The organism is Bradyrhizobium lablabi, assembly GCF_018131005.1.
GTDB lineage: Bacteria > Pseudomonadota > Alphaproteobacteria > Rhizobiales > Xanthobacteraceae > Bradyrhizobium > Bradyrhizobium lablabi_D.
This window is the reverse complement of the sequence record NZ_JAFCJK010000002.1, coordinates 662,239-677,162: the sequence shown is the minus strand read 5'-3', so window position 1 is coordinate 677,162 and position 14,924 is coordinate 662,239. Positions and strand designations below refer to the sequence as shown.

Below are 14,924 nucleotides of genomic sequence, written 5' to 3'. Positions count from 1 at the left end.
GCTCCGAATTCATCTATCCAGCCGAACCAACGCTCCGTCCCGCGCCGAGCTTTCCAGACATGCCATCACAAAGGCAAGGCCGGCCACGCCGTCGTCAATTGTCGGCACCAGCCTCGGCGCACCCGATGTCGGATGACCTCGGCGCACGAGCATCATGTCGGCCAGACCGCAGTAGAGATTAGCCACGGCCTCCTGCAATCCCTCCGGGTGACCCGGACGCATTAGCCGTGACGAATGCTGCGCATCGGGCGTCAGCATCGGCTGGCCACTCGCAATGATGCGAACTTCGCCGCTGAGCGAGGCGATCGCGAGCTCATTGTGCTTGCGATGCAGCCACTCCATGTGCCCGTTCTCGCCATAGACGCGCAGTCGAATGTGGTTGGACATGCCGGCCGCTGCATTGCTGACCTCGAGATGTCCGCGCGCACCGCCGGCAAGGCGAAAGCGCACCTGCGCCACGTCATGCACCTTGCGGCCCGGGACGATCGTGCCGACATCGGCGGAGACCGACTCGAACGGCTGCCCGGTGACAAACGAGACGAGATGGTGCGCGTGCGTGCCGATATCGCCGAGCACCAGGGACGGCCCGCTGCGCTCCGGCTTCAACCGCCAGCGCTGGTCGCCGTCAGGCCCGAGCTCGACCGCGGTGGCAAGCCCACCGGCGAGATACTCGATCTGAACCAGCCGGACTGTGCCGATGTCCCCGGCAAGGTACCGCGCCCGCATCTCGCGCACCATCGGATAACCGGAATAGGTGTGCGTCACGACGACAGCGCAACCACTGGAAGCCGCTGCTTCGCGTAATGTCTCGGCTTCGCGAAGGTCATTGCAAAGCGGCTTCTCGATCATCACGTCAAGCGCCGCCGCGAGCGCAAGGTTCAGATACGGCGCGTGACTGTCGTTCGGTGTGATGATCGCGAGCGCCTCGACGCCGTCATCGCGCGCACACTCCTTGGCAATGAGCTCTTCGATGCTGCCGTAGCAGCGCGCCTCGGGCAGGCCGGCTGCGACAGCTTCTGCCCGCGACCGCTCCGGACGCGAGGAAAGTACGCCCGCCACCAACTCGAATCGCTGATCCATGATCGCGGCCAAACGATGCACGGGACCGATCATGGACGGCGGCGCGCCCCCGATAATGCCAAGACGAAACGGCCGCCCCAGTGCCGCCAGCACGGGGTTGGTCATGGGCGCCTCGCAAGTCCCAGCGCGAGATCGATCCTGTCCGCGGACATGGATGCACCGAGCGCAGCGTCGAACGAGCGTTCGGACACACGAATGATGTGCTCGTCAATGAACCGGGCCCCTTCCCGCGCCCCGTCGTTCGAATTCTTCAGACAGCACTCCCATTCCAGAACAGCCCAGCCGTCATAGCTGTATCTTGTCAGCCGGTCGAAGATACCGCCGAAGTCGATCTGGCCGTCACCAACGCTGCGGAAGCGTCCGGGTCGATCAAGCCAATCCTGATAGCCGCCATACACGCCACTTGCTGCGCCTGGCCTGAACTCGGCGTCCTTGACATGGAAGGCCCCGATCCGCTGGTGATAACGATCGATGAAGCCAAGATAGTCCATCTGCTGAAGCAGGAAGTGGCTCGGATCGTAGTTGATCTTCACGCGGGGATGATGATCGACACAGCCAAGGAAGCGCTCGAAGGTGATGCCGTCGTGGAGGTCCTGTCCGGGGTGAAGTTCGAAGCAAAGGTCGACATTGGCACGGTCGGCTTCGTCGAGCAGCGGGCGCCAGCGCCGCGCGAGTTCGTCGAATGCGCGTTCGACGAGCCCGGCGGGACGCGGCGGATAGGGGTAGAGGTAGGGCCACGCCAGCCCACCTGAGAACGTCACCACCTTCCCGGTGCCCAGGACCGCCGCGCGCGCGATCGCCCACCGCAAATCCTGGACGGCCAACTCCCGCCGTGCGGCAGGACGGCCACGCACATCGGGCGAGGCCAGAACATCCATCGTCTCGTCATAGGCCGGGTGAACAGCTAGGAGTTGTCCTGAACGCTGCGCGGCGATTTCGCTAACGTCCAGGCCAGTCTTCGACATCACCGCTTCAATTTTCGATATCGCCTCACGGTCTGGCAAATCCGCCAGATCCTTCAGGCGCGGGTCCGAAACGGGGATTTGCAGCGCCTTGAAGCCGAGCCCTTGCGCCCATTCCGCGAGGCCAGACAATGTGTCAAATGGCGGTTCAGCCCCGATGAACTGACTGATGAACAATCCCGGCCCGCGGATGGTTTTTGGTTTCATGGGCATTTCCCGGCATTGGCGCTTGAGCACTTCTATACCGGGGAAGCGGACACGGCGTGAAGATTCGAGAAGCTGCCGCGCCACCGAAGCCCCCTACCCACCCATAGGCCCGGGCGAAGTCGCGCTCCTGTTTGATTTCCATGCGCGCTGGGAATCGCGGAATCCTCCAGTCCCATCGGCTCAACTCACTTAACAATCGTCGAAAATGCGACCTGGCGATGAGGGCCGCTTTTGGCCGCATTCGGACCTTCCGACGATATCGGGCGCATTCGCGGTCTAAGCACGGCGTTCCGACGCCAAAACCTCGCAAATCCAGCTCAAACCCAACCGGTGCCCAGATTGAAACAAAATTTGATGGGATAAGTCTAAAAGAAGACTTGATCGCTAAGTTTTCCTTTAGGCGCGCGACACCCGATCAACTCGAATGGGTAAGAAGCGATGACCGATCAACAATTGGCACTTCAGGCCGTCAGCGAGGCCTTGGGCATACTGAACGAATACCTTGAGCCCCGCCCCCACGACAACGAGCGCATTCTCGCCAGATTGGTGGAGGTTCTTGATCGGCCCGATTTGGCAGTAGCGGTAAGCCGATTACAGCAACCAAGTCGTCTCTGAGTGCTCAGATGACCAAGCAATTTTCAGTCATCATTTTAGCCTCTTGCACGGCTGCGTTTTTATTGATTGGAACACCAGCCGCACATACGAAACAACAGTGCAGCGCCGCGATGCCCTCAAATACGCGCGCGTATTGGTCTTGGCGCCTCATCGACGGACGAAGATGCTGGTACGAGGGCAAGCCCATGCTTTCGAAATCATCGTTGGAGTGGCCTGCGAAGGGGTCGACACAGTCGCCCAATAGAGAACTTGTAACCGCCCTCACAGAGAAACCGGGCAATCTGGGCGCGCAAGAGTTGCCGCCGACTCACCTTAACACTTTCGATGCGTTGTGGCGCTCACGGGTGGGACCTTCGGATTGAGCGAGGCCGCGACTTAAGACTATCGAACGAGTCATCGAGCCTTGGGGCGAAGGCTTTGTCGCCAACGAGCGCGCCTGACCGATAATGACTGCGCTACCGCGTTTCTCTAGACCGACGCAATTCTTCGCGGGAAACGCCGCTGTCCGGGCTGATCCACTTTGTGTAAGCTCTTCCGGCACTCGACGTCTTCAGGAGAACCGCAATGAGACCCTTCATGCTCGCCTGCGTGGCCGCCATCATCATGGCGGGAGTCGGCGCGGCGGCTCTTAGCCAGGTGCAAGAGCCGGTCTCGGAAGCCTTTGCTACGACGGCCGTCCGACTCTAGCGGACCGCGGCGCACTGCGTTGGCCTTACTCCGCCGCGGTTGCGGTCGGATTGGAGCGTCCGGCATTGGCGGCGCGCGCTTCTTCCTCCGCGAGCCAGAGGCTGTGGTGCTCCTTCGCCCAGTTGACGTCCACGGTGCCGCTGCCCATCGCCTCGAAGGCGCCCTGCATTCCAATCGTGCCGATGTAGATGTGGGCCAGCATCACCGCGACGAACAGCACCGCCACAATCGAGTGAACGATCTGGGCGATCTGCATTCCTTCGATGCCGGACAAGTAGAATGGGAACATCAGCGCATATCCGGTGATCGCAACGGCAGCGCCGCCAATGACGACGATCCAGTAGATCGCTTTCTGGCCGGCGTTGAAGCGACTGGCCGGTGGATGATCATGCCCCACGATGCCGCCACCGCGCTTGATCCACTCGACATCGGCCCTATTCGGGATGTTACCCCGGAGCCACATCAAGGAGATCAACACGACTCCGATGGTGAACGGGAAGCTCAGATAATTGTGCGCGTACTTTGCCCATTGCGACCATTCGGAAAATGCTTCGTGGCCGATCAACGGCAACAGCAGCGGGCGACCGAAAGTGATGTTCAGCCCGGAAATGGCCAGGACGATAAAGCAGGTTGCCGTCATCCAGTGCACGAAGCGCTCGAACGCGCTAAAGCGCACGATCGTCCGCCCCGATCTGCCGCTCTGGATGCGGACCATGCCGTGGATGAGATAGAAGGCGACGAGCGCGATGAGCATGCCGAGGATGGCGATTCCGCCGACCCAGCGCAGGGTGACGTTGCGGAATTCCCGCCACTCGCGCCCTGCCGGCTGCTCCAACACGCCGGACCGCTGATCGGGAATGCTGACGCGTCCCTGGATCCGGTTGAGTTCCTGCAGAAGCTGCTGCTCTTTCACCGAGCTCGCGGTCGGGTTGACCTGCTGGGCGGCCGTCGGCATTGCCGCGCTGACAAACAACAACAAGGTCCACGCGCCGAGCGCGAGACGGACGTATTTCGCAAGAGACGCCATAAACTCCTCCCGATATCGAGGCGGCCGCGCCATGTCGTCGTCAGGACTCGATCGTCTCGCGATAGGCGGTCTTCCAGCCCCAGGCGCCCGAGCCGTAGCCGCGCTTCATCACGCGTTCCCTGTAGATCTGGGCGATAATTTCGCCGTCGCCGGCAAGTAGCGACTTGGTCGAGCACATCTCGGCGCAAAGCGGCAGCTTACCCTCGGCAAGACGGTTCGCACCATATTTCTCGTACTCCTCCTTGCTGCCGTCAGCCTCCGGACCGCCCGCGCAGAACGTGCATTTGTCCATCTTGCCGCGCGAGCCGAAGTTGCCGACCTTCGGATATTGCGGAGCGCCGAACGGACAGGCGTAGAAGCAATAGCCGCAGCCGATGCACAGGTCTTTGGAGTGAAGCACGACGCCGTCGAGGGTTGTGTAGAAGCAGTTCACCGGGCAGACCGCCGCGCAGGGCGCGTCGGTGCAGTGCATGCACGCCATGGAGATCGACCGCTCGCCCGGCTTACCGTCGTTGATGGTCACGACGCGGCGCCGGTTGATGCCCCACGGCACCTCGTGCTCGTTCTTGCAGGCGGTCACGCAGGCATTGCACTCGATGCAACGGTCGGCGTCACAGAGAAATTTCATCCGGGCCATGGTCGTTGCTCCTTATGCCGCCGCGATCTGGCAGAGAGTAACCTTGGTCTCCTGCATGTTCGTCGCAGGATCATATCCGTAGGTCGTGATCGTGTTCGCGCTTTCGCCGAGCACGATCGGATCTGTGCCCTTCGGGTAGTTGCCACGAAGATCCTTGCCGCCGAGCCAGCCGCCGAAGTGGAAGGGCATCCAGGCGACGCCCTTGCCGACGCGTTCGGTGACGAGCGCCTTCATCCTGGCTCGGGAATTGTTCTCCGCACCCGTGACCCAGACCCAGCCGCCGTCCTTGATGCCGCGATCGGCTGCGTCGGCGGGATTGATCTCGATGAACATGTCCTGCTGGAGTTCAGCGAGCCACGGGTTGGTCCGCGTCTCTTCACCGCCACCCTCATACTCGACCAAGCGGCCGGACGAGAGAACCAGCGGAAATTGCCTGGCGATCCCCTTCTCTATCGCGGCCTTCTGCACGGAGAACCCGATATTGGGCACGCGGAACTGCTTTGCATCGGGCAAGGTCGGATACTTGGCGACCAGATCGACGCGCGGTGTGTAGATCGGCTCGCGATGAACCGGAATGGGATCCGGCAAGCCGAAGGCGTTCATGCGCGCCTTGCCGTTGCCGTAAGGCACGCAGCCATGCATCAGTGCGACGCGCTGGATGCCGCCCGAAAGGTCGAGCGACCACGACACAGCGTCGGGAGTGGCCGGATTGATCTTGTTGATCGCAGCCATCTCCGCTTCGGTCAAATCCTTGTCCCAGCCGAGTTTCTTCAGGCTCGCCAGTGTGAACTCCGGATAACCGTCCTTGATGTCCGAATCCTTGGAATAGGATCCGTCGGCGAGCAAGCTGACCTTGCGAGTCGTGCCGTCCGGAAGTTTCTCCTCGCGCTCGATGCCGAAGCGTGGCCGGAACGTGCCACCGCCATCCATTACGGCGAGATTCGTGTTGTAGAGCAACGGCGTGCCGGGGTGCCGCACCTCGGGCGAGCCCCAGCAGGGCCAGGGCAGCCCGTAATAGTCGCCGCCGACTTCCGGATCGCTCTTCGGCGCCCGCATCGTCAGCATGTCGAACTTCGCCTGGTTCTTCATGTGCGCCTTGAGACGCTCGGGCGATTGCCCGCAATATCCGGTCGACCAACTGCCGCGATTCATCTCGCGCAGGGTGTCCTCCGCTTCGGGTAGATTGTTCTCGACCTTGATGTTCTTGAACATCTTGTCGGCGAAGCCGAACTTGTTCGCCATCAGATAGATGATCTCGAGGTCATCCTTGGATTCAAAGATCGGCTTGACGATCTGTTCGCCCCACTGCAGCGAGCGGTTCGAGGCGACGCGGGACCCTTTGCACTCGAACTGGGTGGCCACGGGGAGAATGTACAGACCGTCCTTGCGCCCGGCCTCCACGGCGAGCGAGGCCCAGGTGGTCGGATGCGGGTCGGCGATGACGAGCAGGTCGAGCGCCTTCAGGCCATTCAGGGATTCGGGAATGCGAGTGATACTGTTGGAGGCGTGCCCCTGCACGAACACCGCCCGCACATTGTCTTTCTGCGCCACCTGATCTTTCGGCAATGTGACCGCCTCGAACCAGCGCGTGAGCGGAATGCCCGGGGCTTCCATGATCTGCTTGGAGTCGAAGCGCGACTTCAGGAACTCGTAGTCCACCTCCCAAACCCGCGACCAGTGCTTCCAGGCACCCTCCGCGAGGCCGTAGTAGAACGGCAGCGTCACGATATCGAGCCCGACATCGGTCGCGCCTTGCACATTGTCATGGCCGCGGAAAATGTTGGCGCCCATGCCTGGACCGCCGACATTTCCGGTCATCAGAAGCAGAATGCAACTCGCCCGCACATTGGCGGTGCCGACTGTCTTCTGGGTCTGGCCCATGGCCCAGATCAGGGTCGACGGCTTTTCCGTGGCAAACATCTTGGCGACGCGCTTGAGCTGCTCGCCCGGAACGCCGCTGACGCGCTCGACCTCTTCCGGATTCCATTTATCGACCTCCTTGCGAAGGTCGTCGAAGCCGTAGACGCGCTGCCTGATGAACTCCTTGTCTTCCCAGCCGTTCTGGAGGATGTGCCACATGATGCCGTAGAGCACCGGGATGTCGGTGCCCGGCCGCATGCGGACATAATCAGTCGCGTGCGCCGCGGTTCGCGTCAGGCGCGGGTCGATGACGATGAAGTTGGCCTTTTGCAGCTCCTTGCCCTCGAGCAGATGCTGCAGCGAGACCGGGTGCGCCTCGGCCGGATTGCCGCCCATGATCATTTGGGTCTTGGCATTGCGGATATCGTTGTAGCTGTTGGTCATCGCGCCGTAGCCCCAGGTGTTGGCCACGCCGGTAACGGTCGTCGAATGGCAGATGCGCGCCTGGTGGTCGGTGTTGTTGGTGCCCCAGAACGCGCCGAGCTTGCGGAACAGATACGCGCCTTCATTGGTCATCTTGGCCGACCCGAGCCAATAGACCGAATCGGGGCCCGACTTCTCGCGAATCTCCAACAGCTTGTCGCCGATCTCGTTGATCGCGGTCTCCCAGGAGACGCGAGTCCATTGCCCGTTCACGAACTTCATCGGATAGCGCAGCCGCCGCTCGCTGTGCACGAGCTCGCGCACGGAAGCGCCCTTGGCGCAATGCGAACCGCGGTTGATCGGGGAATCCCAGCTCGGCTCCTGTCCGATCCATACGCCGTTCAGCACCTCGGCCGTCACCGTGCATCCGACCGAGCAATGCGTGCAGATGCTCTTGCGGGGCGTCGCGCCCGCCGTGAGCGGGCCCGCAGCGGCGGCCTCGGCCTTGCGGACGCCTCCAAGCGGTAGCGTACCAAGTGCGGCAAGCGCGCCGCCGGCAAGGCCGGAGCGACGCAGGAACGTGCGGCGATCAACGCCGCCGTTCTGCCCGGACAAGCCTGTCGCGATTGATCCGCGTGAAGCGGAGTCGGAACGCTGTTGTGTTCTCCTGATCAACACGGCCGCCTCCTTCAAGTCGGATAACGATTGACGCGATAAAATGCTTTCACGTCATCGGTTACCCTGTAGCGCGCCTTGCGCTTCTCAGTCTCGGTTTCGCTGTCGGCCTGCGCTGGCGTGATCAAAGGTGTTGCAAGTGTCGCGCCCGCACCGACCGTGCCGATGCCGACCTTACGAAGGAAGTCGCGCCGACCCACCGTCGTTTTCTTCTCATCCTTCATCGCATCTCTCCTGGACCGGTGGCGCCGGTCAGTTGGCGAACTTGAAAGCCTCTGCTTCAATTTCCAAAAAAACGCGTCCAAGCGTTCCGACCGGGCGGTAGAATCCGGCGTTCTCCGCTTTCTCGAGGTCGGCGAACAGGCGGCCCATCCAGCGGGCGACATGCTTCTCGAAGAAGACGCGCTGCGTCTCCGGCGATGCCGGATAACGTCCCGCCACCAGGCCCGCCATGATCTCGCAGAGTGTCGCCGCGTGATCCTCGGGCTCCAAATTGTGCTCTGTCCGCTCGATGCCGAGCGCGGCCAGATCGTTGCGGAGCCGCGACAATGGACGTTCATTGAGGAAGCCGGTCAGATAGTAGGACGCGTAAGGCAATAACTCTCCGCGCCCGAGGCCAACGAACAGATCGAAATATTCGCGCTCAACATCGGTCGGGACCGCGGTCGCAGCGGCTTCCGCCAGAGCTGCGTGGGCGCATCCGAGCGGCGTCGCATCGCCGTTCAGTTGCGTGATCTGCTCAAGCAGGGCATGCGATGGCGCGGACGAGAGCAGGGTCGCGAGCAGCGCATATTCCTGTGCGCGCCCGGCGTCGATGGGGTCAAGGATGCCGTCCGAGACGGCAAGCTCGCTATAGAGATCGGGACGAAGGACCTTCCGCGGCACTCCCGTCGCGGCCTCGACAGCAATCACACGCTGGGCGGGCACCCGGTTCCAATTTGACACCGAGGGTTGGGCAATACCGATCTTTCGGGCAAGCTGAGCAATGCCGCCCGCCGCTTCGATCGCGCGTTCAAGACCCGCTTCGCGCACGCCACCCTCCCATCCAAGGGCCAAGCCAAGCGCTTGATTACGTTTGCTTAACAGAGACTAGGCGCGCGCCGGGGACCGGTCAATTGATGCTATAGCATAAGGCTATAGCATTTGGTCGCAGCCTAGCGAGGCAGTGCGCCGCCATGTGTGCGGCGCCGAACGGGAATCTCCTCGCTAGCGACCGGCGGTTGCGGTGCAGCAGAGCACGACGGCAGTTCCGCGGACGCAACTTCGTCCGGCGTTTGAATGTCAGCAACGGCCTGCACCGGGTCAAATGCTTGCACCGGATCGGCCTGGACAGGGGTCGATCGCGCGGCATCTTCGCCAGTCGCCGAGGACGGGTTGGCAGCATTCTCGACGGCCTGCACGACATCGCCGAGGACACGGCGGACGAGTGCGTCGACCTGCTCGGCCGAATAGTCCAGCGGCCCGAAGCCAGGAATGGCGTTCGGATCGTTGAAGTCCCAGGCATTCTCCGCCAGTCCGACGAAATCGCGGATGGCAGGATCGGCGCTCCAGGCCCGACGAAGCGCCGCGCGGCTCAACTCCTGCGGAATGCCCCTACGCAGGAACGCCGTGACGTCGGTCGCGGCATCAATGGATTCGAGCGGCGGCAGGTTCGAGAGATCCACCTCGGAAGGATGTTGTTCTGTCGCAGTGCCGTCAGACGGCGCTGTCTCATTCGCTTCGATCGGCTCATCTGGTCTCGCTTCTGCGTGGCCGCCTTTCGCGGCCTGCTTGCGCCGCGACCAGCGCGCGAGAAAGTCCTGTTCACTCATTCGTGTCCACCTTCATGGCGCCGCTGCGCCAGCGCCTCGGGATCAGCGCGGCTCCGCTCGCGTTTGAAGAACTTTGTCTCGACGTGGTGCTCGGCGATGAAATCTTCAATCGTCTGGCGCACCATCTCGGGCATCGCCACGGCTTCAACCAGATTATCGCTGGCTCCGGTGAATGCCTCTCCTTCCGCGGGATCCGCGGTGACCGCAGAAATGAGGTAGGGCCACGTCCCCTCGGTGGGGCTCAACACGATCCAGATGCTTGGTGCACCGGAGCCGAGGTTATCGCGGTAGCGCTCGGTCTCCGAACGGTAGAGATCGACCGTCGCGCTGCCGGCGTAAAACAGCGTCGCCCCGTCCTGCTCGCGGATCACCGTCCACGGCTTCATCTCCGGCTCGTCCGGCAAGACCCCGATGCCACGCCAGACGACATCGATCCACGAGGACTCCGCCTTGCGTCGCTCGACCACGACGCCGATGGAGATCCGGACCAGCGGCTCGGCGACAGGGCTCACGGCACAGCCTCCAAATGCTTGATCGGCAGTCCGGTCAGCAGGTTCTGCGGCTTCATGCGGATGGCCTGATCGGAATTCATGGCAAGGATCAGATAGGCCGGCGTGCGCCCCGCGGCGTCAACGTTCAGGTTGGGATCTCTAAAGCTGAGCCGAAACAGCGCCAGGACGCGCCCGGCGGTGCGGTCGTCGAGGCATTCGCCCTGCCAGAGCTGGTCACCGATGCGGGTCGCCTCGGAATCCAGGCCCACATACCAGGTGAGCTCTGCGTTGTGCAGTTCGGTGAGCGGCTCGATCACGACATCGATTCCGAGGAGGTGCGAAATCCAGCGCCCCATCGCGTTTGCCAGCGCAGCCTGCGCCCGCCCGCCACCAGTCAGGTCGAGCCCCATATCGAACCGATCACTGCGCTGCCAATAGCTGTCGGCGTTCTCCTCACTGAGAACGTCGATTTGAACATCAGTCGTGGCGCCCAGCATGGACATCAGCGACAACACCGGGGTCGGGCTACTCCCGCCGATGATCTCCTCGTCCCCCAGAAGCAGAGCGTGTTCGTGCGGCAGTATCCGCTGCGGGCGGAAGAACAGCTCGGCAGCGCGCAGCTGAAACGGATCCTCGCAGCCGTCGAGCGCATTGCGGAGAATCACATGCACGAGCTGGTTGATGAACAACGGCGGGAGATTGATCGAATTCGAACGAACCGTGGCGAGATACGCCGCCTCCAGCGTCGGATGACGCAGCAAGAGGTCGCGAAATGCCAGCACGAATTGCCAATTCTCCCGCGCATCGGCGTCGCCGATTGCGGCCACCTCGCTCGCCGCGACGGGCAGGCGCGGATCGGCCAGCAATTGCCGATGCAAGCGACGCTCGACCACGCAGGCGTCGTCTGGCGGCATCAGCTCGGGGCGCGCGAAATATGCCTTCAGGTATTGGTCCGTCGCGACGAGCCCGCCGTTCGCATGGCGATCCAACAGATGGTGGCCGCAGGCGATCCAGAAGTCCCTCATCGCCGCAGCTCCCTGCTCATATCCGCAAGATTGAGCTCGTTGTCGGCTTCGGAATCATCGTCCACCTCCATGAACGAGAACGCTTTGCCGTGACGCTGCCCTTCCCGCAGTTGCAATCTACGGAACGACTCGTGGACTTCGCCGTCCTTCTCCGAGCGATGGACGGCAATCAGGGTGCTGACGGGATGGGCACAGAGCGACTGCGCAAAAGCGACCTCCTCCTCCGCCGCGGCACGCGCGATCTCCGGATCCGGCGCGCCCAACCGATCCACCAGTTGCCGCGCGAGGAGTTCCACCAGCGTCCGGCGATCGTCCTCGGTCGCGGGAACGATCTGCGCCAAGGTCGACCAGCCCCAGGACTGTACGCCGAGAAAGCCGCTGCGGAAGGCGGCGCGGTCCTTGCCGCCCAGTTTCACCGGGTCTCGATCGCAGAAACGGAACGCGCCCGACACCGCCCAATCGCCCGGCTCCGCGGGCACGTCGAACACGAACGTGTCTGACGGGTCAAGCGCGATGGTCCGCAGCAGTTTCACAGGTACGGTCCTCCGCGCTTCGGATCGAACCATGACGGCGATTGCAAGCCCTTCTTGAAATCGCGCCGGTCGGTCCCGTCTCGTCCGATCCGGCGCAGCAGAAGATCACCATTGTCGGCGATCGTGCGATAGGTCTGTCGCTCGCGCGCCAGCCGAGTCAGAAATTCGCGTGCGACGGCGTCAAAGCCGTCGACTTGCCAGGTTTCGGTCACGAGCATCAGATGTCGCGCAAAGCTCTCCGTGATCTGAACCGCGCCGGCCTCGCCGAATCCCTCTTGATCAAGCGCCGAAGCGAGCGGATGCACTCCCGCTTCGGTATCAGCCATCGCGACCGTGCGGATCATGGCGCCAAACACCAGCCAACGCGGCGGCACATCCTCCTTCGTGGATGACGGCCAGCCAAGCCGCCCGCCGCCGACAAGCCCGCCGTCGACGCGGACCGCATCGGGCCAGTCGATCGTAATCTCCTTGTTCGGCGGAGCGTAGGTGCGCAAGGCGTCAGTCAAGGCCACCATCGCGGCGTAGAAGGCGCGGCGCGCGGTGCGTAAAGCCTCGCCAGGCTCAAGCACCACGGCAAACTCGGCCAGGTCGAACCGCCCAACATAAGTCAGCGTGCCTGCCCCGCTCTCTTCTGCGATCGCAATGGCGTGGACAAAGGCGTCACCGCTCTCGCGCAGCCTCACCAGCGTGAACGGGGGAGGCAGATGGAACGGCTCGGAAGTCGATGAGCGCGTACGGGCAGGTGGTGACAGACGGACCTCCAGCTTCCTTTTCTTCCCTTGTAAGAATAGCTTATCCGAGCGGATGAGAGGACGCGAGTCCGCTCGCCGTCGCTCCCGCTGCTGTCCGGAGGCCAATGGCTGCTCATGGTGGACTCGCCGAAAACAATCCTGATCTGCTCGTGCGAAGACACGATGCGCCTCGATACGGCCGCCATCAAACGAGGATGCCGCAACAGCGAAATCGCCGAGTTCCAGCAGCTTTGCGGGGCCGAGCTGGATCGATTTCGCAAGGCGGCAACAGTTGCCGGGCCGCTGATCGTCGGCTGCACCCAGCAAGCGCCGCTGTTTGCCGATGAGATGGAAGGACGCACGGCCAAGACCGAGTTCGTCAACATCCGGGAAACTGCCGGCTGGTCAATGGAGGGATCGCAGGCCGGACCGAAAATGGCAGCGCTGTTGGCCGCGGCGTCGGAGTCTATGCCGGCCTACCCGCTTGTCAGCCTGTCGAGCGAGGGTGTGATTTTGATCTATGGCCGCGACGACGTCGCGATTGAGGCAGGTCGGCTGCTCGCCGATCACCTCGATGTCACCGTCATGATCACGAGACCGGGGCAGATTGTGCCGCCGGCGACGACATCGTTCCCGATCGTCACGGGCACGATCCGCAATGCCTGGGGACATCTGGGGGCCTTCGAGCTCGTGATCGATGACTATGCGGCGCCGCGTCCGTCCTCGCGTGACGCGCTCCTTTTCGAGTCTCCGCGCAACGGCCTGACGTCGCGCTGCGACATCATCCTGGATCTTTCCGGCGGTACGCCGCTTTTTCCCGCGCATGACCTGCGCGACGGCTATCTCCGCGCCGACCCGGGCGATCCGCCGGCGATGCTTCGCGCGGTCCTCAAGGCGCGCGATCTCGTCGGCAGTTTCGACAAGCCGCGATATGTCAATTTCGCCCCAGAGCTCTGCGTGCATTCCCGGTCGAAGCTGACGGGTTGCCATCGCTGCCTCGATCTTTGCCCCACCGGGGCGATCACGCCGGACGGCGATCACGTCACCATCAATTCCGAAGTCTGTGCTGGATGCGGGCAATGCGCCACGGCCTGTCCGACCGGCGCAGCCACCTATGCACTGCCGCCGGCCGACGCGCTGCTGCACAAATTGCGCGCCATGCTCCTGGCTTATTGCGAAGCCGGCGGCGGCCATGCCGTCGTCCTGTTCCATGACGGCCAACACGGCAGCGCGTTAATCGATGTGCTCGCTCGCCATGGCAACGGGCTTCCGGCGAGCGTGCTGCCGCTGGCGGTGAACGAGGTGACGCAGGTCGGCCTGGAGGCGATCATCGCTGCCCTTGCCTATGGCGCGGCAGGGATACGCTTCCTTCTCCGCGGAAAGCCGCGGCACGACGTTACCGGCCTGTTCAAGACGATCGCGATGGCCGATCCGATCATCTCCGGGCTTGGATTTGAAGGACGCAGGGTGGACACCATCGAAACCGACGATCCGGACGTGCTCGCCGGGACGCTCTGGTCGATCGAGCCTGCGCCGACCGTGGCCCAGCCCGCGACCTTCCGGACCGTCGGCAAACGGCGCGAATTGCTTCGCCTCGCTCTTCATGAGCTGCACCGTCTGGCCCCGTCGCCGGTCGACATCATCGCGCTGCCGGAGGGTGCGCCCCTTGGCGCAATCAGCGTCAATGTGGAGGGATGCACATTATGTCTGGCCTGCGTGTCGGCCTGCCCGACCGGTGCGCTACGCGATGATCCCGAACGTCCCGTGCTCAAATTCGTCGAGGATGCCTGCGTGCAGTGCGGATTGTGCCAGGGCACATGTCCGGAAAAGGTCATCACTCTTAAACCCCAGATCGATTTCCGTGCCGCCAGGGCCCCAGCGCAGATCATCAAGCAGGAAGAACCGGCGCTTTGCATCCGCTGCCACAAGCCTTTCGGCGTGAAGAGTACGATCGAGAAAATCGCGGCGAAGCTCGAGGGCCGGCACTGGATGTACCCCGCAGGTGACAGCCGGCTGGACGTGGTGAGGATGTGCGCGGATTGTCGCGTAATTACCATGAGCGAGCAGCAGTTCGATCCGCTCGCCGGCGTGTCGCAGCGTGCGGCACCTCGCACGACCGACGATTATCTGCGCGAGCGGGAAAGCAAGGATTAGCCCGAC

General features: G+C 62.9%; 15 protein-coding genes. 3 read left to right on the top strand and 12 right to left on the bottom strand.

Annotation, left to right across the window (positions count from 1 at the left end; genetic code table 11):
* Window positions 1-9: 9 nt before the first annotated feature.
* Entirely contained in the window at window positions 10-1,185 is a 1,176-nt protein-coding gene (locus tag JQ553_RS08185; protein WP_212499378.1) for a Gfo/Idh/MocA family protein, read from the bottom strand.
* Complete coding sequence (locus JQ553_RS08180; protein ID WP_212499699.1) at window positions 1,182-2,249, bottom strand: sugar phosphate isomerase/epimerase; 1,068 nt, start codon at window positions 2,247-2,249, stop codon at window positions 1,182-1,184. Before JQ553_RS08180 ends, JQ553_RS08185 begins: the two co-directional genes overlap by 4 nt.
* 438 nt (window positions 2,250-2,687) lie before the next feature.
* Between JQ553_RS08180 and JQ553_RS08175 the strand changes: the two genes are divergently transcribed.
* Together JQ553_RS08175 and JQ553_RS34880 are read left to right on the top strand one after the other, a co-directional pair.
* Window positions 2,688-2,864 carry a hypothetical protein gene (locus JQ553_RS08175; RefSeq protein WP_212499377.1) on the top strand — a complete coding sequence of 59 codons (177 nt, stop codon included), beginning with the start codon at window positions 2,688-2,690 and terminating at the stop codon, window positions 2,862-2,864.
* A 564-nt stretch (window positions 2,865-3,428) separates the two neighbouring features.
* The gene (locus JQ553_RS34880) at window positions 3,429-3,551 is read left to right on the top strand and encodes a hypothetical protein (RefSeq protein ID WP_283817230.1); all 123 of its coding nucleotides are present in this window, start codon (window positions 3,429-3,431) and stop codon (window positions 3,549-3,551) included.
* Between the two features lie 25 nt (window positions 3,552-3,576).
* On the opposite strand, the gene JQ553_RS08170 is transcribed toward JQ553_RS34880, so the two are convergent.
* The 10 genes from JQ553_RS08170 to JQ553_RS08125 all read right to left on the bottom strand — a co-directional run bounded on the left by JQ553_RS08170 (window position 3,577) and on the right by JQ553_RS08125 (window position 12,716).
* Window positions 3,577-4,578, bottom strand: coding sequence for a formate dehydrogenase subunit gamma (locus JQ553_RS08170; RefSeq protein WP_212499376.1), 1,002 nt, complete (start codon window positions 4,576-4,578; stop codon window positions 3,577-3,579).
* Between the two features lie 40 nt (window positions 4,579-4,618).
* Window positions 4,619-5,215 (bottom strand): formate dehydrogenase FDH3 subunit beta, encoded by a 597-nt coding sequence (fdh3B, locus tag JQ553_RS08165; RefSeq protein WP_212499375.1) that lies wholly within the window; start codon window positions 5,213-5,215, stop codon window positions 4,619-4,621.
* A 12-nt stretch (window positions 5,216-5,227) separates the two neighbouring features.
* Window positions 5,228-8,176 (bottom strand): formate dehydrogenase subunit alpha, encoded by a 2,949-nt coding sequence (locus JQ553_RS08160; protein ID WP_212499374.1) that lies wholly within the window; start codon window positions 8,174-8,176, stop codon window positions 5,228-5,230.
* An 11-nt stretch (window positions 8,177-8,187) separates the two neighbouring features.
* On the bottom strand, window positions 8,188-8,397 hold the full coding sequence (locus tag JQ553_RS08155; protein WP_212499373.1) for a twin-arginine translocation signal domain-containing protein: 210 nt from the start codon (window positions 8,395-8,397) through the stop codon (window positions 8,188-8,190).
* 28 nt (window positions 8,398-8,425) lie between these two features.
* A complete protein-coding gene (locus JQ553_RS08150; protein WP_212499372.1) occupies window positions 8,426-9,205 on the bottom strand; it encodes a molecular chaperone TorD family protein in 780 nt (259 codons plus the stop codon).
* A gap of 122 nt (window positions 9,206-9,327) precedes the next feature.
* Window positions 9,328-9,984 (bottom strand): DUF3306 domain-containing protein, encoded by a 657-nt coding sequence (locus tag JQ553_RS08145; protein WP_212499371.1) that lies wholly within the window; start codon window positions 9,982-9,984, stop codon window positions 9,328-9,330.
* Entirely contained in the window at window positions 9,981-10,496 is a 516-nt protein-coding gene (locus tag JQ553_RS08140; RefSeq protein ID WP_212499370.1) for a DUF3305 domain-containing protein, read from the bottom strand. Before JQ553_RS08140 ends, JQ553_RS08145 begins: the two co-directional genes overlap by 4 nt.
* Window positions 10,493-11,500: a DUF6352 family protein gene (locus JQ553_RS08135; RefSeq protein ID WP_212499369.1), complete on the bottom strand. Its 1,008-nt coding sequence runs from the start codon at window positions 11,498-11,500 to the stop codon at window positions 10,493-10,495. The genes JQ553_RS08140 and JQ553_RS08135 overlap by 4 nt, the downstream gene beginning before the upstream one ends.
* Window positions 11,497-12,033 carry a DUF6505 family protein gene (locus tag JQ553_RS08130; protein WP_212499368.1) on the bottom strand — a complete coding sequence of 179 codons (537 nt, stop codon included), beginning with the start codon at window positions 12,031-12,033 and terminating at the stop codon, window positions 11,497-11,499. Before JQ553_RS08130 ends, JQ553_RS08135 begins: the two co-directional genes overlap by 4 nt.
* Window positions 12,030-12,716 carry a biotin/lipoate--protein ligase family protein gene (locus tag JQ553_RS08125; protein WP_409363038.1) on the bottom strand — a complete coding sequence of 229 codons (687 nt, stop codon included), beginning with the start codon at window positions 12,714-12,716 and terminating at the stop codon, window positions 12,030-12,032. Before JQ553_RS08125 ends, JQ553_RS08130 begins: the two co-directional genes overlap by 4 nt.
* Before the next feature lie 231 nt (window positions 12,717-12,947).
* On the opposite strand from JQ553_RS08125, the gene JQ553_RS08120 reads away from it, so the two are divergent.
* The gene (locus JQ553_RS08120; RefSeq protein WP_212499367.1) at window positions 12,948-14,918 is read left to right on the top strand and encodes a 4Fe-4S binding protein; all 1,971 of its coding nucleotides are present in this window, start codon (window positions 12,948-12,950) and stop codon (window positions 14,916-14,918) included.
* Window positions 14,919-14,924: the final 6 nt, after the last annotated feature.